Origin of the sequence: Streptomyces pyxinae, from assembly GCF_024756275.1 — a bacterium.
In the GTDB taxonomy this organism is placed as follows: Bacteria; Actinomycetota; Actinomycetes; order Streptomycetales; family Streptomycetaceae; genus Streptomyces; species Streptomyces pyxinae.
In genome coordinates, this window is the sequence record NZ_JANUGQ010000003.1 from 25733 (window position 1) to 46597 (window position 20865).

The 20865-nt window shown below is 74.5% G+C and carries 17 protein-coding genes; 14 read left to right on the forward strand and 3 right to left on the reverse strand.

The genetic code is table 11. The features are described 5' to 3' along the window. The first annotated feature begins 47 nt into the window (after positions 1-47). The 7 genes from NX801_RS04980 (at position 48) to NX801_RS05010 (ending at position 7646) form a co-directional block, all read left to right on the forward strand. Positions 48-2399: a hypothetical protein gene (locus tag NX801_RS04980; protein WP_258785711.1), complete on the forward strand. Its 2352-nt coding sequence runs from the start codon at positions 48-50 to the stop codon at positions 2397-2399. A 141-nt stretch (positions 2400-2540) separates the two neighbouring features. After that, the gene (locus tag NX801_RS04985; RefSeq protein WP_258785712.1) at positions 2541-3173 is read left to right on the forward strand and encodes a hypothetical protein; all 633 of its coding nucleotides are present in this window, start codon (positions 2541-2543) and stop codon (positions 3171-3173) included. 51 nt (positions 3174-3224) lie between these two features. Further along, positions 3225-3848, forward strand: a complete 624-nt coding sequence (locus NX801_RS04990; RefSeq protein ID WP_258785713.1) for a hypothetical protein — start codon at positions 3225-3227, stop codon at positions 3846-3848. Next, complete coding sequence (locus tag NX801_RS04995; protein WP_258786131.1) at positions 3845-5110, forward strand: hypothetical protein; 1266 nt, start codon at positions 3845-3847, stop codon at positions 5108-5110. The genes NX801_RS04990 and NX801_RS04995 overlap by 4 nt, the downstream gene beginning before the upstream one ends. Continuing rightward, the gene (locus NX801_RS05000; RefSeq protein WP_258785714.1) at positions 5107-5700 is read left to right on the forward strand and encodes a hypothetical protein; all 594 of its coding nucleotides are present in this window, start codon (positions 5107-5109) and stop codon (positions 5698-5700) included. Before NX801_RS04995 ends, NX801_RS05000 begins: the two co-directional genes overlap by 4 nt. 125 nt (positions 5701-5825) lie before the next feature. Further along, positions 5826-7343, forward strand: a complete 1518-nt coding sequence (locus NX801_RS05005) for a WhiB family transcriptional regulator (protein WP_258785715.1) — start codon at positions 5826-5828, stop codon at positions 7341-7343. 63 nt (positions 7344-7406) lie between these two features. Next, a complete protein-coding gene (locus NX801_RS05010) occupies positions 7407-7646 on the forward strand; it encodes a hypothetical protein (RefSeq protein ID WP_258785716.1) in 240 nt (79 codons plus the stop codon). Positions 7647-7717: 71 nt separating this feature from the next. On the opposite strand, the gene NX801_RS05015 is transcribed toward NX801_RS05010, so the two are convergent. Next, positions 7718-8746, reverse strand: coding sequence for an Lrp/AsnC family transcriptional regulator (locus NX801_RS05015; RefSeq protein WP_258785719.1), 1029 nt, complete (start codon positions 8744-8746; stop codon positions 7718-7720). A gap of 401 nt (positions 8747-9147) precedes the next feature. Between NX801_RS05015 and NX801_RS05020 the strand changes: the two genes are divergently transcribed. The 4 genes from NX801_RS05020 (at position 9148) to NX801_RS05035 (ending at position 14339) form a co-directional block, all read left to right on the forward strand. After that, the gene (locus tag NX801_RS05020; RefSeq protein WP_258785720.1) at positions 9148-10809 is read left to right on the forward strand and encodes an MFS transporter; all 1662 of its coding nucleotides are present in this window, start codon (positions 9148-9150) and stop codon (positions 10807-10809) included. Between the two features lie 308 nt (positions 10810-11117). After that, entirely contained in the window at positions 11118-12116 is a 999-nt protein-coding gene (gene fepB, locus NX801_RS05025; RefSeq protein ID WP_258785722.1) for a Fe2+-enterobactin ABC transporter substrate-binding protein, read from the forward strand. A gap of 112 nt (positions 12117-12228) precedes the next feature. After that, positions 12229-13197, forward strand: a complete 969-nt coding sequence (locus tag NX801_RS05030) for a FecCD family ABC transporter permease (protein WP_258785723.1) — start codon at positions 12229-12231, stop codon at positions 13195-13197. Between the two features lie 140 nt (positions 13198-13337). Beyond that, on the forward strand, positions 13338-14339 hold the full coding sequence (locus NX801_RS05035) for a FecCD family ABC transporter permease (protein ID WP_258786095.1): 1002 nt from the start codon (positions 13338-13340) through the stop codon (positions 14337-14339). Here NX801_RS05035 and NX801_RS30975 read toward each other — a convergent pair. Both NX801_RS30975 and NX801_RS05045 read right to left on the reverse strand, forming a co-directional pair. Next, positions 14281-14697: a hypothetical protein gene (locus NX801_RS30975; RefSeq protein WP_428986072.1), complete on the reverse strand. Its 417-nt coding sequence runs from the start codon at positions 14695-14697 to the stop codon at positions 14281-14283. The two genes, NX801_RS05035 and NX801_RS30975, sit on opposite strands and share 59 nt — an antisense overlap. Positions 14698-14841: 144 nt before the next feature. Further along, entirely contained in the window at positions 14842-16278 is a 1437-nt protein-coding gene (locus NX801_RS05045) for a short-chain fatty acyl-CoA regulator family protein (protein WP_258785726.1), read from the reverse strand. A gap of 329 nt (positions 16279-16607) precedes the next feature. Between NX801_RS05045 and NX801_RS05050 the strand changes: the two genes are divergently transcribed. From NX801_RS05050 to NX801_RS05060, 3 genes are all read left to right on the forward strand, one after another. Continuing rightward, positions 16608-18191: an MmgE/PrpD family protein gene (locus NX801_RS05050; RefSeq protein ID WP_258785728.1), complete on the forward strand. Its 1584-nt coding sequence runs from the start codon at positions 16608-16610 to the stop codon at positions 18189-18191. A 188-nt stretch (positions 18192-18379) separates the two neighbouring features. Further along, positions 18380-19285 carry a methylisocitrate lyase gene (gene prpB / locus NX801_RS05055; RefSeq protein WP_258785729.1) on the forward strand — a complete coding sequence of 302 codons (906 nt, stop codon included), beginning with the start codon at positions 18380-18382 and terminating at the stop codon, positions 19283-19285. A gap of 411 nt (positions 19286-19696) precedes the next feature. Continuing rightward, on the forward strand, positions 19697-20830 hold the full coding sequence (locus NX801_RS05060; RefSeq protein ID WP_258785730.1) for a bifunctional 2-methylcitrate synthase/citrate synthase: 1134 nt from the start codon (positions 19697-19699) through the stop codon (positions 20828-20830). Positions 20831-20865 lie beyond the last annotated feature (35 nt).

Consider the following 20865-nt stretch of genomic DNA (forward strand, 5'->3'; position numbering starts at 1 on the left):
GCGTCAGCCGCTCACCCCACCAGCCGCGGTACTCCGGAAGGAAGTCGATGTCCGTGCGACACAGCGCCAGGCCCCCCGGGGCACCCGCCGCCGCCCGGTCGCTCAGTGACCGGGTGCGGGGCGCCGGGCGGGCGGTCCGGGCGGGGCTGTTCCTGGTCTTCGCCCTGCTCGCGCTGACCCTGGCCGTGCCGGGCACGGCGCACGCCGACTTCGCCTGCCAGTTCACCGGGGACGACCGCTATGTACTCGACAGACCGGGTGCCAATGGCGAGGGTCTGATACCCGCGGTGACCCAGTGGGAAGAGGGTGCCGCCCAGGGGCCCCAGAACCTCAGTGACTCCCGCGGCACGGCCAGCGGCGCGGTCGAGATGGGGAAGGAGGCGAGCCACTACACGCTCTACGAGCTCAACGGCACACGCGGTCTGAACTGGTCCATGACCTTCAAGGACGAGTCGGACGGCAAGAAGGACAACGGCGACTGGTTCAGCGGAGCCGACGACTGCGCGGTCATGGACTACGTCAACAACGGTGTGGCCGACTCCGTGTTCTGGGGGACCAAGTTCCTCTCCCGTGGCGCCATCTCCATCAAGGAGCTCGCCTCCAACCCCCGTCCGCTGAGCGGGTTGTACCAGGGCCGCGACAACGTGGTGGGGACGCTGAAGAACCATGTCTTCATCCCCATGGTGTACGTCATGGTTCTTCTCCTCGGGCTGTGGGTGTTCGGCAAATGGCGCCGGGAACAGATGCGTGAGATCTGGGCGGGCGTCGGCTGGGCCACACTGAGCACGATCGCCGTGGTGGCGCTGCTGACGGGCGGGAACTACGACAAGCTGATCGACCGGGCGGACGCCGGTATCGGCCAGGCGAACTCCAAGCTGTCCGAACTGATGCTCAGCGGAGCCTCCGGGACGGCGCAACCCCCGTGCGACCTGCCGCCGGACGAAAAGCCCAACCGGGGCCTGCGTATGTCCAGTTGTGCGATGTACGACACTCTCGCCTTCCGTCCGTGGGCGCTGGGGCAGTTCGGCCAGGTCGGCAACGACTGCGTCTTCCACCAGGGCGGCGGACGCGTGGAGAACGGCGTCTGCGTGCCGAAGAGCGGATCGACAAAATGCAGTTGGGGCGAAGGCGCCCGCTGCGAGGACCTCCGGGCCCGGCAGGTCGTGGCGCAGTCCGTGACCAACAAGGATGCCTTCAGCAAGGAGAAGTCCGACAAGTTCAACGGCCAGTGGACCCCCATCCGGCAGGAGCTGGCCAGTGGGGGCAACTACCCGGTCGGCTATGACGAATGGGCCGGAGGGAACTCCGGCAACCGGGTCGGTCTCGCCTTCTACTCCCTGATCGCGGCGCTGATCGTCGGCCTCATGGTGATCGTGCTCAGTGGTCTGACCCTGTTGTGGCACGCGGTCACCCTGATCCTGGTGGTCCTGCTGCCCCTGGTCGCCGCCCTGGGCATTCACCCGTCCCAGCAGAAACTGCTCAAGGGTTGGCTGGAGACGTTCATTCACAGCTTTGTGCTGCGGGCGGGCTTCGGCGTCATTCTCTCGGTGCTGCTGGTGCTGTACCAGATGATCCTGCCCGCCAGGATCGCGCTGGGCATGCAGCTCCTGCTGCTTCTGCTGGTCACCATCGCCGTCGTGATGATGCTGAAGAAGCTGCTCGCCGGGAACTTCAGCCCCCGGATCGCGGGCGCCGAGGACGCGCTGGGCGTACGGGACATGGCCGGCGCGGTCGCGGGCAAGGTGGGCCTGGCGGCCCCCGGGGCCGCCCTCTCCGCGGGGCGGCTGGCCGGGCGGGTGTCCGCGAGCAGCGCCTCCCTCGCCGGGCGGACGGCCGCGGGTGGTGCCGTGCGCACCGCGCGGGGCCTGGACACCGCGCTGCTCGGGCGCCGGTTGCAGAAGGGCGGCTGGGTCGCCGCCAACAACTCCAAGCGCCAGCAGCGGAAGGACGCCTACCGGGCGCGGGAGATCCAGAAGCGGCAGTACGACGCCGCTGCCGGCGGCCCGGCCGACACGGGCACGCCCATCCCGGCCGTACCGCCGGCGACACCGCCCGCCGCACGCCCGGCCGGGCCCGCCGCACCGGCGCCCGGGGCGCCGCCCGCCGGTACCGCCGGGGGCCGCCCGAGGACCCCGGACGCGCCGGTGGCCGGTGCCACACCCCCGGTCGGTGAGGCGGCCGCACCCCGCCCGGCCCGGGGCGGCCGGGTCAGCCTCCAGCCGCCCGCCCCGGCGCCCTCCTCACCGGCACCCGCCCCGGCTCCGGCGCCCGGGCCCGCCGCCGCGCCCCGGCCGTCGGTGCCGGCGCCGCGCACCGGACCGCCCGCCGCCCGGCCGGCGGCCCAGCCGGGGCCCGTGGAGCCGCCACAGCCCCGCGACGACCACCGCATGCCCCGCTAGGGCCCGTCGTCCGGATCGTGCCGGGCCCCGGCCTGATCCGGCTCCCGGCTGATCCGGACGGCAGGCCCGGGGCCCGCACCCAGGCCCGCGACCGCACCCGCTCGCGCCGGGAACCCCCGAAGACCTGAGGACAGCACCACCATGGCCAGTCTCATCGCCGACCACGACCCCGCCGCGCTCCTCACCGAGGTGAACGCGCTCCTCCCTGTCGACTGGCCCGCCCTCTGGGCCGGCATCCCCACCGACACCGCCCGCCGCGACCAGTGGTGCGAGGGCTTCGGCTGGCAGCCGCTGTGGGAGTCGTGGGGCCTGTGGGTCCGCACCCGCGACGACGGCCGGCTGCATCTGGCCGCCGCCGGAGCCGGCCGGCCGGTGGTCGCGGTCGAGTACAACGCCTGGCAGGTGCGCGGCGACTCGGCCGACCAGAACCCCGAGTTGATGGCCGCCGCCACCGACCGCTACCACGCCCACCTGACAGCCCTGCGCACTGTCCTCGGTGAGCCCCGGTGGGAGGGCGCCTGGGACGCCCCGGACTTCCCCGAGCCCCCGGCCCCCGGCCGCTGGCCCACCCCGGAACGGCGGCTGCGCCACCAGGACCCGCACCGGCTCGCCGGCTGGGCCTTCAGCACCCCCGGCGCACCGGTGATCGCGCTCACCGCCAATCTCGGGCCCACCACGGCGGGCACCGAGTTCGCCGGAGGCGCGTCGGTCAACCTCACCTTCCACGGCCCCGCCGACCCCGAGCCCGTCCCCCGCGCCGGTTGGCTGCTCTGACCCGACCGCCTGCTATGACATGACGACCACCTCGGAAAGGAGCACCGCCCCATGGGCCTGACCACCGGCGGACCGCAGAACCGCACCCCCCAAGAACTCATCACCGAACTGCGCGGCCTCACCCACGTCCACTGGGAAACCGTCTGGAACGGCCCCCCGTACCCCGGCAAGGGTCTCGACATGTGGTGCGCCCAATTCGGCTGGACACCGACGCAGTTCGAGCGGGTGCTCAATGTGCGCACCGACACCGGCGGTGAACTGACACTGAGCTCACTCGGGCGCTGGGCACCCGTGAGGAGCCTCGACCACTGGGTCTGGGGGGCCGCCGCCGAGACTGCCGCCGACAATCCCCTGGTCCTGGCCGAAGCGGCACGGGCCTGGCCGCTCTATGTCACTGCGGCCTCCTCGGTACTCGGTGAACCGGCCTGGGAAGGCGCCTGGGACTCGGTCAACTTCCCCTCCGTGCTCCCCAGGAACGCGGTCCCCCGCGAGGAGGACCGGGTCCAGGAGAAGGACCCCTACCGCATCGCCTACTGGGAGCCGGCGTCCGAGGGGAGCCACCTCGTCAGCCTCTCGGTCAAGCCGTCCCTGGGCACCGCGGACGGCTCCGACAGCGGCGCGGCCAACATGGCCCTGCGGGTCTACCCACGCCCGGTGGAAAGCGGTCGGCGATGACCACGCGCCCGATACCCGAGTCCGTTGTGGAGGGGGCCCTCCGCAGGGCCCACGCACGGCACGAGGCCGAGCAGGAAGCCAACGAGAACCCCAAGGCGGTCGCCGGACGCATCAAGGCGGCGGCGAAGGCCGCCGGGGTGAGCCCCAAGGAGTACATCGACCGACTGGTCCGGGACCGCGCCAAGCTGACCCCGTCCGACGGCGAGCGCCCGGTCAGCGCCTACTGGTCGCACGGCCTGGAGCATCCGGAGGCTCCGCTGAACAGCCAGGGCCAGCACTTCCTCTCCCAGCGCTTCATCGCCGAGGAGTGGGCCCATCAGCAGAACCAGGCGGTGCCGGGATCCGCGCAGACCTTGGAGACCACGGCAGGTGGCCGGGAACTCGACGACATGTTCCTCTGGGACGGAGACGTTCGCCAAGAACTCGGCGGCGAGGTCCAGGGCTTCGGCAATGCGTATGCCTCCGAGTGCTGGGGCGCCATCTCCGCGACGTACGCCGGACTGGCCGAAGGCCCCACTCCCGTCTTCGCCGAGACCGCCTACAGCCGGTCGATCCTGTACACCCAGGAGCTGGACGCCCTCCAGGCCAACACCGGGGTCGGTCTGGACAACATCCACTTCGTCTACGAGCCACCCCCGACCTGGCCCGAGGTGTCACGCGACGAACTCGGCGCCCACGCCGTGCGCGCGACGGTCCAGTTCGACGACCCCACCAAGCCCCGGTACTTCGACCCCCAGGACTACGCCACCCAGCCACCCGAAACACGCGCCCAGGCGCTCGGCGAAGTCATGACCGGCACCGTCCCCCGGAAAGCCGAGCAGGCCACCGAAACAGGCCCGGACGGCCCCGAGCCGACCCCCAAGTCCCCTGCGGCCGAGACCGAAAGCGAAACCGAGGCCGCCAAGTCCGCCACGGCCGAGGCCGGGACCACCACGGCCGAGGTCAGCGGCCCCGAGGCGGCCGCCCCCGAAGCACCCACGGCCGCTCCCCCGGCGAAGGAATCCACCCCCACGGTGGAGGAACCCACCGCCACGGCAACCGGGCAGCCCGCCCCCGCCGCCGAGAGCCCCGCGCCCGCCGCCCCGGCGGCCCGGGAGGCCCCCGCGCGGGGCATCCCGCTGCCGGACTGGCAACTCGGCTTCACCGTCAAACCGACCGCGGCCGCCCACGGCACCGCCGGGCAGGCCGCGGCGGCCCCGGAGAGCGGGCCCGCGCCCGAGCTCACGCCCAGGGCCGCCGCAGCGGGGGTGGAGGGACCGTGAGTACACGTGTCACCGCCGGCTCCGCCGTGCGCCGGCTGCTGCGCCAGGACCGGGCGGACACCTGGGCCGTACGGCTGCTCCCCAGGATCGTCTTCGGGCTGGCCGCCGGCTACACCGTATGGCTGCTCGCGTCCCAGGGGCTGCCGCAGTTCGTCGCCGTGTGCGCGGTGGCGGGCCTCACCCTGATCGGCTGGTCGCTCCGGCGGCGCGGGCAGCTGCTGCTCGCGCTCTGCGCCACGGCGGTCACCGCCGCCGTCACCGGCTACCTCGCCGCCGTCGCCGACATCGCCCGGGGCGCGGGGGCCGGGGCGCTGAGCGGGCAGGCGGTCTTCGGCTACTGGGCGCTCGCCGGGATGGCGCTGCTGGGAGCCTGGATGGTCCGGGACCACCCGGGGCGGCGCGGGGTCACCGTACTGGCCGCCGATGTGGTGCTCGTCATCACCTCCGGGGTGGGCACGGTCGTCCCCGGCGCCTCCGTGCTCCTCGGCTTCGCGGGCGTGGTGGCGGTGCTGCTGGCGCGCGGTGGCGGGCTCGCCGCCGCGCGAAGGCGGTTGCGGCGTGGCGGAAAACCGCCCGTGGGTTCCGGGTGAATCGTCCTGATGTGCGCTCAACCTGATGCCGTGCGGCCGGAAACCGTACGGCCTCATGGCTTTGTGGCCGCCGATTCCGGTGATCTAGAGTCCCCGCAGTTCATAGATCACGGGGGATCTCAGTCATGGTCACATCAGTCAGTCCGCCGCTGCCCGCGTCCGCGCGGTCGGTCGCCGCGTCCGTGCCCGTACCCTGCCAGCGGCGGCCCGACGTCTTCCAGCACCCGCTGATGACGAACCCGCCCGCCCGCAGCATGGATCTGCCGATCCAGAAGCAGCGGCTCCAGGCGCTCTCCCACGCGGCCCGGCGGCTCTGCTCCTCCTGCCCTCTCTGGGCGGAGTGCCTCCGGGACTCCGTGGCCCGCGCCGACCCGGGCGGCTTCGCGGCCGCCACCACCCGGCAGGACCGGCTCCGGATCCGTCAGTACCTCGGCATCGGGGACGCCCGGGGCGAGTTGGTGGCGCTGCCCGCCTTCCGGAGCGACGCGGTCGGTCCGAGCGCGGTCGTCGCGGCGTTCGAGGCGGTACGGGAACGGCGCCAGGACCCGGCAGGCCCGCCCTCGGAGGGGCCCGCCGCGCCCCTCCCCTTGAACGGCGAGGGCGGCACACCCGGCGGTCACAGCGACCCAGGCAGCCCCATCGATCCCGGCCGATCCACCGGACCCGCCGACCCCACCGGGCCCGGCCGGACCCGGAGCCCGGGCGGCGGGCCGCGTACCAACCCCGACCCCACAGACGAGGTGGCAGAAGCAGCCATGGCGGCCACGGCAGACCAGCGGATCACCTTCTCCCTGAAGGATCCGGCCCTCGCCATCCAGCGGGCGGTCCTCGGCCCGCTGGTGCGCTCCGTCCTCCCCACCCTGGAGATCACCGAACGGCTCGCGGGCATGCTGGCGCCCGTGGCCGCCGCCGGGGCGCCCCCGCAGCTGATCGACGCCTGCCGGCAGAGTCGCCGGGCCCTGGAGGAGTGGCACGCCGAGGCCGGGGAGGCGGCGGACGGCACCGCGCCCGGACCGGCGGACGGCGGACTGACCGGCTCCGTCAGCGTCGACCTGGTGACCAGCGACCCGCTCGCCGCGCTGCGCCAGGAGATCTTCGACCCGCTGCTGCGGCGCCTCGCCGAGACCCTGGAGCGGATCGGGACCATCGCCGAGCTGCTGCTCGCCTCGCCCGGCGAACCCGTGCCGCACGCTCCCGCCCTGGCGGCCGTACGGGACTCGGTGCGCGACTTCGCCTCGCACTTCGAGCGGTACGACATCCTCTCGCCCCGGGGCCGGAGCGGCTCCCGGATCTCCGGTCTCCCCGGGCCCGATCCGCGCGGCCGGACCGGTGGGGCCGGGGCGTCCTCCCGTACGGTGATCCCGTTCGCCGCCCGGCCCACGCCGAGCCTGCGCCGGGCGGTGGAGGCGGCGGTGACGACCCTGCCCGGCCCGTTCACCAGCCGCGACGTCTGGCTGGCGCTGCCCCCGGGGGCGTACCAGGACTCGGGCAAGTCGGTCAGCAACGCCCTCTCCGCCCTGGTCAAGGCGGGCCGGCTGCACCGGGTGTCGCGGGGTACGTACGCACGGGTCGCCGCGCACTCCGATTCCCCGGCCGACCCCCCGGCCGGCGCCCTGCCCGAGACCGCCGCCGCGCACTCCTGAAGCCATCCGAAGCGTCCCCGCCCACACCCCTGCCCCCGCCCCCGCCCCGAAGGGATCTCCGTCGTGCACCCCAGTCAGCCGGACGCCGATGTCCGCGTCTTCTCCCCCAACGCGGGCCTGATCGACGGCGTACCCGTCACCGCCCCGCCCTACGGCGACATCCAGGACGTCGTCATCGGCGTCCTCCAGGAGCGGGCCCAGCAGCTGGGCGCGCCGGTCCCGGCCCGGATCGACGACGGGCGCTACGGCGGGGTGATCCGCATTCTGATCCACCCGGACGGGGCCACCGAAGCGATGGAGTGACGGGGCACGGGGCACGGGGTGACGGAGCCCGGATCCGGGGTCCGGGATCCGGGCTTCGGGGCCCGCTCCCGTCACTCCGGCCGGGGCGCCGGCGGGAGGTAGGGGCCGGGGCCCTTGAGGGTGCGGTGGATGGGGGCGGTGGCGGTGTGACGGAGGCCCGGGAGGGTGGCCACCGACTCGGTGACATAGCGGTAGAAGAACTGGGCGTTGGGCACGTCCACGGCGGCGAACAGGTTGGCGGCGCCCGTGACGGCGGCGGCGAACGAGACCTCCGGGTGCGCCGCCAGGGCATTGCCCGCCTCGGGGAGCCGGGCCGGATCGATCTCCAGCCAGAGGGAGGCGCGGAAGGCGCGGTGCACGATGTCCGGGTGGTACTCGACGTCGTAGTAGAGGAGGCCCTCGGCGCGCAGCTCCGCCATCCGGCGGCGGACGGTGGAGGGGGAGAGACCGGTGGCGCGGGCGAGTTCACCGACCGGGGCCCGGCCGTCGCGGGCCAGCAGGTCGAGCATCTCCCGGTCGGCGCTGTCGAGCCCGACGGCGGGCCCGGATTCCGCGGGCGGGGGCGGCGCGGCCGGCGGGGCGAGGGCGGCGGCCTGTTCGGGCGTGAGCGGACCGGTCTTGTTGATCGAGCTGAGGTTCTGCCCGAAGAAGACATGGAGCAGGCAGTGCGCGGCCACGTCCACCACCCGGGGCGTGCGGGGCAGCCGTTGCAGCAGCAGGGTGTCGCCCCGGCTCGGCTCCGGAGTCCGTACCGAGCAGCTGATCTCGGTACCGCCCGAGATCAGGTTCACCCAGGTCGTGTCGGTCCTGCGGGCCAGCGCCCGGCCGATGGACTCGGCCGCGTCGGGGGTGCAGCGCACCCGGACGAACCAGGGCGATTCGCCCAGCCGGAGCGGATCGGTGAGCCCGAGCACCCGCAGGGCGCCGGACGAGCGGAGGCGGGCCCAGTGGCGGGCCACCGTCTGATCGGAGACCCCGAGCACCTCCGCCAGCTCCCGGAAGGACGCCCGGCCGTTGATCTGGAGCGCCTGGGCCAGTGCCCGGTCCGCTGCGGTCAGCTCGACGCGGGGCGGGGCCTGGGTGTCGAGATACGTCGCCATGAGGCTCATAATGTCGGATTCACGCACGGGCGACCGCTCGGGTAGGGGGAGCGGGCAGGCGTACGCAGACTCGTCGGTGGGGTCAGACGGTCGCCCGGCCCACCGATCGGACGGTCGTCCGGCCCCACCGGTCAGACGGTCGTCCGGTCGTCCGGTCGTCCCGCCGTCCGGCGGCCTGTCCGGACCCGGGCCCCGGACCGGGGCCGAACCGGGGGGCCGATGCCCGGAACCGGGGCCGTCGTCGCTCCCGGACCGGGTGCGTCGGCACCCCCGGACCGGCGGCCACGCGGACCCGTGTCCGTGCCGGACCGGTGTCCGCACCGGACGGTGATCGCACCGCCCGCTCTCGCCCCCGCACCCCGAATGCCTTCCCGCCCCCCGAATGAACTGGAGAACCCGACATGCGCAAGTGGTGGCCCCTCGTGGCGGTCTGCCTGGGCGCCTTCATCCTGCTGGTGGACGTGACCATCGTGAACGTGGCGCTGCCCGGCATGGCCGGCGATCTGGACGCCTCGTTCGCCGCCCTCCAATGGGTGATCGACGGCTACGCGCTGGCGCTCGCCGCCCTGCTGCTGGCCTCGGGCTCGCTGGCCGACCGGTTCGGCCACCGCCGCCTCTACGTCTACGGCCTCGGCGTCTTCGCCGCCGCCTCGCTGGCCTGCGGGCTGGCGCCGGACGTCCCGGTGCTGATCGCCGCCCGGGTGGTGCAGGGCGTGGGCGGCGCGGCCATGTTCGCGACCTCGGCCGCTCTGCTGCTCGGGTCGTACCAGGGCCGGGACCGGGGCACCGCATTCGGGATCTGGGGCGCGGCGAACGGTGCCGCCGCCGCCGCCGGACCGCTGCTCGGCGGGCTGCTGACCGAGCACCTGGGATGGCCCGCGATCTTCCTGGTGAACCTGCCGATCGCCGCCGTCGCCATCGTGCTGACCCTCCGGGTCGTCCCGGCCGACACCTCCCGGCACGCTTCCGGCCGGGCGCCCGCCCGGGTGGACGTGGCCGGGGCGGCGACCTTCACCCTGGCCGCGGGCTCGCTGACGTACGCGCTCATCCGGGGCGGCGACGCGGGCTGGACCTCCACCGAGGTGGTGGCCGCGTTCGTGGTGGCGGCCGTGGCGCTCGCCGCCTTCGTCGCCGCCGAGCTCGGGGCCGGGCGGCGGGGCAGGTCCCCGATGCTGGACCTCGCGCTGCTCCGGCGGCCGTCCTTCGCCGGGCTCATGGGCGGCGCGCTGCTGCTCCAGGGCGGCGCGTTCGGCTGCCTGGTGCTGCTCTCGATCTGGCTCCAGTCGGTACTGGAGCTCGGGCCGATCGCGGCGGGACTGGCGCTGACCCCGCTGGCCGGGGCCTCCTTCCTGGTGTCGGCCGTCGCCGGGCGCCATGTCCAGCGGCTGGCCCCGCGCCTGCCCATCGGCGCCGGGCTGCTGGGCGTGGCGGGCGGCATGCTGCTGCTGCGCGCCGGGATGGCCCCGGACGCCGGGCGCGGCTCCCTGGTGGCCGGCCTGGTGGTGACGGGCATCGGCGTCGGCCTGGCCACGCCCATGCTGGTCTCGGCGGCCACCGCCTCCGTGGAGCCGCGGCGGGCCGGCATGGCGGGCGGCGCGGTCAACACCTTCCGCCAGCTCGGCATGACCCTGGCCATCGCGGTGCTGGGCGCCGTCTTCACCGGCCGGGCCGACGGGGTCCTGGCGGGCACGGTGCCGGACGCCCGCGCGGCCGCCGCCGCCCTCGCCGGCGGTCAGGCCCAGCACCTGGTGGCGGCGGCTCCCGAGCCGCACCGGGAGGCCGCCCGGGAGCTGATGCACCGGGCCTTCGCCTCGGGCCTGGACCAGGTCTTCCTGCTGGCCGCCGCGGCTGCCGCGCTCGGCGGAGTGCTGGTCCTCGCCCTGGTCCGGCCGACCGCGCCCGGAACCGGGGCGGCGCCCGCCGGAGTCCCCGGGGCCCGCGCCGCCGGAACGCCCGGCGACCCGGCCCCGGCCGCAGGACCCGACCGGAACGACGACCGGGACCGGGACGAGGACCGGGACCGGAACGACGACCGGACGCCGGTCTCACCGCACGCGCACTGACCGACCCGCCGGGCCCGTACGCGTACCGACGCACCCGTACGGGCCCGGCCCCGTACCGCACACCCCTGCGGGCCGGCCCCCGGGCCGTACGACCGGCCGGGTCAGGACCGGTACGCCCCGGACGCCATGCTTCAGGTCCGGGGCGCTCGGCGTCGTACCGCTTCACGCCGAGATCGACCGGACCCCGCCTTGGCAATTCACTTAGGTAAGGCTAACCTTTGCCCGGCCTCACCGAGGGGCCACCGGGGGTTGTCCGAACGGCGTCGTGCTGCGCGCTCCACCGGGTTCGAGGGGTGGAGGAGTTACCCGTGCGTGGAGAATTGTCCCGGCGTACCGGACTGAGAATCGCGACCCTGGCCGCCGCGGGTCTGCTGGCGCTCACCGGCTGCGGTGATGGCGGCGGCGACAAGGCGGAGAGCAAGGGCGCGGGCGACGGGGCCGCCACCCGGACGGTCAAGCACGACGCGGGCACCGCCGAGAACGTCCCCGCGAAGCCGAAGCGCGTCGTCTCGGTCAGCGCGACGATGACCGGCCATCTGCTCGCCATCGACGCTCCGGTCATCGCCTCCCAGGTCTCCCCGCCCTCGGTCATCACCGACAAGCAGGGCTTCTTCACCCAGTGGGCCGATGTGGCCACCAAGCGCGGGGTGAAGGTCGCCTACCAGGGCTTCGAGCCGGACGTCGAGAAGGTTCTCGCCCTCAAGCCCGATGTGATCGTGGGCGCCGCCTCCGGCGCGGAGAACGCCGAGAAGTTCTACGCCAAGCTCTCCGCCGTGGCCCCCACCCTTCTCTACCGTCACGACGACCTCTCCTGGCAGGACCTGACCACCCGGCTCGGTAAGGACCTCGGACTCTCCGACAAGGCCCGGGAGGTGGTCGCCGCCCATGAGAAGCGGGTGACCGGGACGAAGGCCCGGATCAAGGTGTCCAAGCAGCGCGCGGCGCTGGTCCGGGACAACCAGTCCGCGATGACCGTCTTCACCAAGGAGTCCGCCCAGGGCCGGCTCCTCACCTCGCTCGGTTTCGACGTCCTGGAGCCGCCGAAGGGCAAGGGCAAGGTGCTCGACGGGCGGTCCGACTTCGCGGAGTTCGGCCAGGAGAGCGTGGCCGCCACCGCCGGTGACAGCTCGCTGTTCTTCGTCAGCCACACCCGGCAGGAGATCGACACGGCCGTCGCCCGACCGGTCTGGAAGGACCTGCCCGCCGTGAAGGAGAAGCGGGTCTACGACCTCGGGCTCGACACCTTCCGGCTGGACTACTACAGCGCCGGCAATCTGATCGACCGGGTCGAGAAGGCCCTCGGCTGAGCGAGTGCCGGCCGACACATCCATGACCGCGCCCCGGCCGTCCCGATCGTCCCGGCCACCCCGGCCGCCCCGGCCGTCCCGGTCGCGGAACGAGAGGCGGGCCGCCGGGCTCGTGGTGGGGCTGGCGCTGCTGGCCCTCGCCGCGGCCGGCGGCATCGCCGTCGGCGCCCAGCCGCTCCCGCTCGGAGGCGTGCTGCGTGCCCTGTACGACGACACCGCCCCGGCGGCCAGTGTGGTCCGCGAGGTCCGGGTCCCCCGCACCGCCCTGGCGCTGGCCGCCGGGGCCGCGCTCGGGCTGTCCGGGGCCGTGCTGCAGAGCCTCACCCGCAATCCGCTGGCCGACCCCGGCATCCTCGGCGTCAACACCGGAGCCGCCTGCGCGGTGGTCGCCGCGACGGTACTGCTCGGGACCGACTCCCAGGCCGCCGTGGTCTGGTGGGCGCTGACCGGGGCGGCCGTCGCCGTCGTGGTGACGTATCTGCTGGGGCGGCGCGGTCCCGGGAGAGGCGGCCCGGAGGACCTGGTGCTCGCCGGGGTCGCCGTCACCGCCGCCCTGGGAGCCGTCGTCAGCGGCCTCGGCGCGCTGGACGCCGACGCCTACGGGGCGCTGCGGATCTGGTCCGTCGGCACCCTGGCCGGCCGCGAACTCTCGCACCTCTGGCACTTGTTGCCGTTCCTCGCGGCGGGCGCGGTGCTGGCGTTCGCCCTCGCCCCCGCCCTCAACGCCCTGGCGCTGGGCGACGAGTCGGGCCGTGCGCTCGGCATCGCCCCGGGTCGGGTGCGGCTGCTCGGCACCCTCGCCACCGTGCTGCTCTGCGGTGCCGCCACCGCCGCGATCGGACCGGTCGGCTTCGTCGGCCTGGTGGCCCCGCACTGCGCCCGGCTGCTGGTCGGCCCGGACCAGCGCTGGCTGATGCCGTACGCGGCCCTGACCGGGGCCGGGCTGCTGCTGGTCTCCGACCTCGCGGGCCGGGTGGTGGCGCGCCCGGCCGAGATCCAGGCGGGCATCGTGACCGCGTTCATCGGCGCGCCCGTACTGGTCTGGCTCATCTGCCGGGAGCGCACCGGGAGGCGGGCATGACCGGCGGTACGCCCGTCCGGAAGTCCTTGGAGCCCCGAACGTCCCAGAAGCCCCGAAAGCTTCCGGAGGCCCGGGAGTTCCGGGCGCCCTTCCCGAGGTCTCTCCGCGCCGTACGCGCCCGGTGGCGGGGCCGCCCGGCCCTGCGGCTCGCCGGTGGCCGGCTGTCGCTGCGGGTACGCCCCCGGTCGGTCGCCGTCGCTCTGCTGCTGACCGCGCTGGCGTCGGCGGCCGGCCTGGTGGCGCTCACCCGCGACGGGGTGGTGACACCGACCGAGGTACGGGAGGTGCTGACCGGGGGCGGCTCCGCCCAGGCCGGGTTCGTCGTCCTGGAGCTGCGGCTGCCCCGGGTGGCGCTCGGCCTGGTGGTGGGGGCGGCCCTGGGCGCGGCCGGGGCGCTGTTCCAGCAGCTCTCCCGCAACCCACTGGGCAGCCCGGACATCGTGGGCTTCAACTCCGGCGCGGCGACCGGCGCGTTGCTCACCCTGCTGCACGGGGACCCGTCCCTCGTCCCGCTCGGGGCGGCCGGGGGCGGGTTGCTGACGGCGGCCGTCGTCCAGTCACTGGCCGTCCGGGGCCGGGTGCGCGGCAACCGGCTGATCCTCGTCGGCATCGGCGTCGGCGCCCTGCTGACCTCGGTCAACTCCTATCTGCTCACCCGCGCGGAGCTGGCCGAGGCCCAGTCCGCCCAGCTCTGGCTGATCGGCAGCCTCGGCGGCGCCGACCGGTCCCAGCTGCCGCCAGCGGCCCTCGCCACCGCCGCCCTGCTCGCCGCCGCCCTCCCGCTCGTCCGCCGGCTGGACCTGCTGGAGATGGGCGACGACTCCGCCGGGGCGCTCGGCATCCCGGTCGGCCGGCTCCGCCTCCTGGTGCTGCTGGTCGCGGTGGGCCTCAGCGCCGTCGCCGTCTCGGCCGCCGGTCCTATTGTCTTCGTGGCTCTGGCCGCACCCCAACTGGCCCGCCGCCTCACCCGCGGCACCGGCACCGGCCTGCTGCCCGCCACCGCCATGGGCGCCCTCCTCCTGTCCGCCGCCGACCTCCTGACCCTCCACCTCCCCACGGCGGGCCCACTCCCGGTGGGCGTGGTCACGGGCGGGGTGGGAGGCCTGTACCTCGGCTGGCTGCTGGGGCGACGGGGCCGGTGAGGGCCGGCTGCCGCCGGGCACTTGGTTTTGGTGGACCGACGACGCCCCGTCCGACGGGCCGGTGGCTTCGCTCCCCGAGGACGCGGGGATGGACCCAGGTACAGCTCAGGCCCTGGTCCACGTGCCGGGTGGCGGCCGCGTAGGTGTCGACGATCTTCTCGTAGCCGATCTCGTACGCGTCCTGGAAGAACTCGGCGGTCTCGTCACTGAGATGGGGCGCGGGGAAGTAGACCCGGCCGAGCTTGTCCTCCTTGCGGATCTCCACCTTCGCGGCGACCGGGTGGATGGAGACCGTCGCACGGTTGATGCAGCTGATCGATCCGGTGGGCGGGACCGCCTGGAGATACTGGTTGCAGATGCCGGCGTGGCGTTTCCAGGCGGGCGCGACGGCTTCGCGCGGCCGGTCGGAGTCCGGCGGTCGCGCGTCCGTGGTGGCGTGTCAGTGGGTCGGAGCCCGGCGATCGCGTGCCCGTGCCGGTGGGTCGGGGGCCGCCGTCGTGGGTCAGTGGTCGCGCGTCACCGGGTACGGGACGTGGGTACGCCGGTCCGGGTCGACGGCGAGCCTGCCGCCGGCCGGCGGGCGGGCGCGCTGGGCGCAGTCGCGGCGCTCGCAGATCCGGCAGCCGAGGCCGATCGGGGTCGCCGCCCCGCGGTCGTCCAGGGCCACCCCCTCGGCGTAGACCAGGCGCGGGGCGTGGCGCAGCTCGCAGCCGAGCGCCACGGCGAACTCGGCGTGCGGCGCCCGGTGGCCCCTGCCGCCCTTGGTGACGGTGCGGGCGACCCAGAAGTACCGCTTGCCGTCCGGCATTTCGGCGACCTGGGTGAGTATCCGGCCGGGCGCCGAGAACGCCTCGTACACGGTCCAGAGCGGGCAGGTGCCGCCGAGCCGGGAGAAGTGGAAATCGGTCGCGGACTGCCGTTTGGAGATGTTCCCCGCCCGGTCCACCCGCAGGAACGAGAACGGCACCCCGCGCCGGCCCGGGCGCTGGAGCGTGCTCAGCCGGTGGCAGACCGTCTCGAAGCCGACCCCGAAGCGGCTCTGGAGCAGCCCGATGTCGTAGCGCAGCTCCTCGGCGGCGGTGTGGAAGGCGGTGTACGGCATGAGCAGCGCGCCCGCGAAGTAGTCGGCGAGCCCGATCCGGGCCAGCCCCGCCGACTGCGGCGAGGCGAAGGAGGCGTCGGGGGTGGCCACCAGGGTGTCGAGGAGCGATCCGTGCTCCAGCAGGGCGAGTTGGGTGGCGAGCTGGAAGGCACGCTGCCCGTCGCTGAGCCAGGGCGACAGGAAGAGCAGACCGCGTTCGGCGTCGTGGCGGCGGGCGTCGGCCGAGCGCTCCGGCGCCGACTCGACCGTCCGCACCCCGTGCCGTCCGGCCAGCCGGGCGGTGAGCGCGCCGGCGATCCGTCCCGCCGGACCCGGCCCGAGCAGGGCGGCGGTCTGCTCGGCCGCGTCGTCCAGGGCGCCGAAGTGGTTGTGGTGGGCGTAGAAGAAGTCCCGTACCTCGTCGTGCGGTTCGGCCGGCGGCAGTACGGCGGTGTCGTCGGCGGGCGCCAGCGCGGCCACCCGCTCGGCCGCGTCCCGGTAGCGGTGGTGCAGGGCCACCAGCGCGCGGACGACCTCGGGGTGGTCGCGGGCCGCGTCGGCGATCTCCTCGGCCGGTACGGAGACCCCGCACGCCTCGTCGGCCAGCGCGGCCCGCAGATCGGTGACCAGCCGCTCCTCGGTCGCCTCGGAGAAGAACTCGGGGTCGACACCGAGGACTTCCGCGATGCGGAGCAGCACGGAGCCGGTGAGCGGGCGCTGGTTGTGCTCGATCTGGTTGAGGTAGCTGGTGGAGATGGCGAGTTCGCGGGCGAGCTGCACCTGGTTCAGCCCGCGCTCCCGGCGGAGTTTGCGCAGCTTGGCGTGGGCGTAGATCTTCCGGCTCGCCGGACGTCCCATGTCGCTGCCCGCCTCTCCGCGCCGTACGCGCCTGCCGGTGCCTGGTCTCCGCGCTCTGCGCGCCTGGCGGTGTCCGGCGTCCACCTGCCTGTGCCTGCCCGTGTCTGCCTGTGTCTGCCGGTGCCTGCCCGTGACTGCGACTGTGCGCCGCCGCCGGTGTTGCGAAGGTAGCATCCGCCTCTTTCGCAGAATTCGCAGATTCGAGGGCGGCGCATGGTGGGATTTCGCAGCCCGATCACGTGACGCGGGGCCCCCGGAGAGGGAAGGCTCGGGGTGGTCGCCACAGCGCCGGCGCCGTCACCGCAGCACCCTCCGGAGGAGTCAGTCCCGTGATCGACCACGAGGTACGTGTCCACCCCAGCGCCGACCGGCTGCCGCGCCCGGAGCAGCTCGCCTGGAAGCTGGCCGCCGTCGCCACCGGCACGGAGGAGGCCACCGGGCTCGACCCCGACGCAGCGGCCATGGCGGTGAACCGGGTCGTGGACAACGCCGCCGTCGCCATGGCCTCGCTGCGCCGCCGCCCGGTCGCCGTGGCCCGCGCCCAGGCACTGCCGCACCGCGTCCAGGGGGCGGGCAACCCGGTGGCCGGGGGCTCGGGGGCCGGGGGCTCGGGGACCGAGAACCCTGTGCCCGGGGCCTCCGTCTTCGGCGCGGAGCCGGGGGTGCGGGTCTCGCCCGAGTGGGCGGCGTGGGCCAATGGGACGGCGGTCCGGGAGCTGGACTTCCACGACACCTTTCTCGCCGCCGACTACTCCCACCCCGGCGACAACATCCCGCCGCTGCTCGCCGTCGCCCAGCACACCGGGCGCTCCGGCGCCGATCTGCTGCGCGGGATCGTCGCCGCGTACGAGATCCATGTCGCCCTGGTGAAGGGCATCTGCCTGCACAAGCACCGCATCGACCATGTGGCGCACCTGAGCGCGGCCACCGCCTGCGGGCTCGGCGCGCTGCTGCGGCTGCCGACCGAGACGGTGTACCAGGCCGTCCAGCAGGCGGTGCACACCACCACCGCCACCCGGCAGTCCCGCAAGGGCGAGATCTCCAGCTGGAAGGCGTACGCCCCCGCGTTCGCCGGCAAGGCGGCGATCGAGGCGGTCGACCGGGCGATGCGCGGGGAGGGCTCCCCCTCCCCGGTCTACGAGGGCGAGGACGGCTTCCTCGCCTGGCTGCTGGACGGCCCGGACGCCGCGTACACGGTCTCCCTCCCGGAGCCGGGCGAACCGAGCCGGGCCATCCTGGACACGTACACCAAGGAGCACTCGGCCGAGTACCAGGCCCAAGCGGTCATCGACCTGGCGCGGCGGCTGCGCGAGAAGGCCGGGCCGCTGGACCGGGTGCGGGAGATCGTGCTGCACACCAGCCACCACACCCACCACGTGATCGGCTCCGGCTCCGGCGACCCGCAGAAGTACGACCCGACCGCCAGCCGGGAGACGCTCGACCACTCGGTGCCGTACATCTTCGCCGTCGCCCTGGAGGACGGTGGCTGGCACCACGAGCGCTCCTACGCCCCGGAGCGGGCCGGCCGGCCCGAGACGGTGGCGCTCTGGCGGAAGATCTCCACGGTGGAGGATCCGGAGTGGACCCGCCGCTACCACGACCCCGACCCGCTGCGCCGGGCGTTCGGCGGGCGAGCGGTGATCACCCTGGCCGACGGCTCGGTGATCGAGGACCAGCTCGCGGTGGCGGACGCCCACCCGGCCGGCGCCCGGCCCTTCGACCGGGCCGGCTACACCGGCAAGTTCCGCACCCTGGCCGAGGGGATCGTCGAACCGGCCGCCCAGGAGACCTTCCTGGACGCGGCCGACCGCCTGGCCGAGCTGGACGCGGCCGGTCTCGGCGCGCTCTTCCCGGCGGTGGACACGGAGGCCGTGGCGGCGTACGACACCACCCTCCCGAAGGGCCTGTTCTGATGCCGCCCGGCGGGGCGACCGGACCGGCCGCGCTCATGCCGGACGCCCGCGCCATGCCGGGGACGGCTCTGCTGACACCGCCCGTCCGTACCGCGCCGAAGGGGCCCTCCTGATGCCGCCCGCCCGCATCACGTCGAAGAGGCCGCTCTGATGCCACCCGCCCGCACCGCGCCGAAGGAGCCGTTCTGATGCTGCACACCCGTACCACCCCGGCCGAGCGGCGCCGTGCCTTCCGGGCGCGGCTGGCGAGCGGCGAGCTGCTGCGGATGCCGGGGGCCGTCAACCCGTACTCGGCCCGGCTGATCCAGGAGCACGGCTTCGACGCGGTGTACCTCTCCGGGGCGGTGCTCTCCGCCGACCTCGGGCTGCCGGACATCGGGCTGACCACCGCCACCGAGGTGGCCGCGCGTGCCCAGCAGATCGCCCGGGTCACCGATCTGCCCGCCCTGGTGGACGCGGACACCGGCTTCGGCGAGCCGATGAACGCCGCCCGGACGGTGCAGCTGATGGAGGACGCCGGGCTGGCCGGGCTGCACCTGGAGGACCAGGTCAATCCGAAGCGGTGCGGCCATCTGGACGGCAAGAGCGTCGTGGACCGTGCGGAGATGGTCCGCCGGATACGGGCCGCCGCCGACGCCCGGCGCGACCCGGACTTCCTGCTGATGGCCCGTACCGACGCCCGGGGGGTGGAGGGGCTGGCCGCCGCGATCGACCGGGCGAAGGCGTATGTGGACGCCGGGGCGGACGCGATCTTCCCGGAGGCGCTCGCGGACGAGGCCGAGTACGCGGCCTTCCGGGCGGCCGTCGATGTCCCGCTGCTCGCCAATATGACCGAGTTCGGCAAGAGCCCGCTGCTCAGTGCCCGCACCCTGACGGAGCTGGGCTACAACATCGCGCTCTACCCGGTGACCCTCTTCCGCCTGGCCATGGGCGCCGTGGAGCACGGGCTGCGGGTGCTGGCGGCCGAGGGGACACAGGAGTCGCTGCTGCCCGGGATGCAGACCCGTTCCCGGCTGTACGAGGCGCTGGGATACGCCGACTACGCCGCCTTCGACTCGGCCGTCCACGACTTCACCCTGCCCCCGGACGCCTGACCGGGCCGGGTACGAGAGGGTGCGGCGGGGCGCCCGGGAGTACGCCCGCCCCGTGCGCCCCCGCCCCCGACCGGGACGTCCCCGGGCAGCCGCGGGTGGCCGCCTCGCCGGGGCCCAGGGGCGGCCCGCGGGGCCACCCGGTCCTCCGGGGAGGCGGCCGCGGCGACGCCCCCGCCCGGTGCCGACCGCCGTCTCCCCGGTGTCCGCGCGTCCGACCGCCCGGATCTTCCACACCCGCCCGTGCCTCCGACGCCCACCCGTATCCCCGCTGCCGGTCCGCGCCTGCTGCGCCCACCCGTATCTCCGCTGCCCCTCCGCGCCTGCCGCGCCCGTCCGTATCTCCGCTGCCCGTCCGTCCCCCCGCCCGTCCAACCCGCACCCCGCGTGCGGCAGTCGACTCGGAGCCGTACCGTGACCACTTCAGCGATCCACCGGGGACTGGCCGGTGTCGTCGTCGACACCACCGAGATCTCCACCGTCATCGAGGAGACCAACTCCCTCACCTACCGCGGCTATCCGGTCCAGGATCTCGCCGCCCGCCGCTCCTTCGAGGAGGTGGCGTATCTGCTCTGGCACGGCGAACTCCCCGACGCGGACCGGCTGCGGGAGTTCCGGGCGCGGGAGCGCGCGCTGCGCCCGCTGGACCGGTCGCTCTCCGAGCTGCTGGCCCGGCTCCCCGCCACCTGCCATCCGATGGACGTGCTGCGCACCGCCGTCAGCCTCCTCGGGGCGGAGGACCCGGCCGAGGACGACGGCTCGCCGGCCGCCAACCGGGCCAAGTCGCTGGCGCTGCTGGCGCGGCTGCCGGTGGTGGTGGCCGCCGACCACCGCCGGCGGCGCGGGCTCGACCCCGTACGGCCCGATCCGGAGCTGGGGTACGCGGAGAACTTCTTCCACATGTGCTTCGGCACGGTGCCGGCGCCCGAGGTGGTCCGCTGCTTCGAGGTGTCGCTGATCCTCTACGCCGAACACAGCTTCAACGCCTCGACGTTCACCGCCCGGGTGGTCACCTCCACCCTCTCCGACCTCTACAGCGCGGTCACCGCCGCCATCGGCGCCCTCAAGGGCCCGCTGCACGGCGGCGCCAACGAGGCGGTGATGCACATGCTGGAGGAGATCGGCTCCCCGGAGCGGGCCGAGACCTGGCTGGACGAGGCGCTGGCCGCCAAGCGGAAGATCATGGGCTTCGGCCACCGGGTGTACAAGCACGGCGACTCCCGGGTGCCCCTCATGCAGGAGGCCACCGACCGGCTGGTCGCCCGCGCGGCCGACCCGGAGGCGACCCGGCTGGCCACCCTGCACGCCGCCCTGCGCCAGGCCATGCTGAGCCGCAAGGGCATCCACCCGAATCTCGACTACCCGGCGGGGCTGGCGTACCACCTGATGGGCTTCGACACCCCGGCCTTCACCCCCCTGTTCGTGATGAGCCGGATCACCGGCTGGACCGCCCACATCACCGAGCAACTCGCGCACAACGCCCTGATCCGCCCGCTCGCCTCCTACGCGGGCCCCGCCCAGCGGCCGGTCCCGGCGGCGGTCCGCTGACGGCCCACGCCCCCGCGCCCCCACGACCCCGCGAC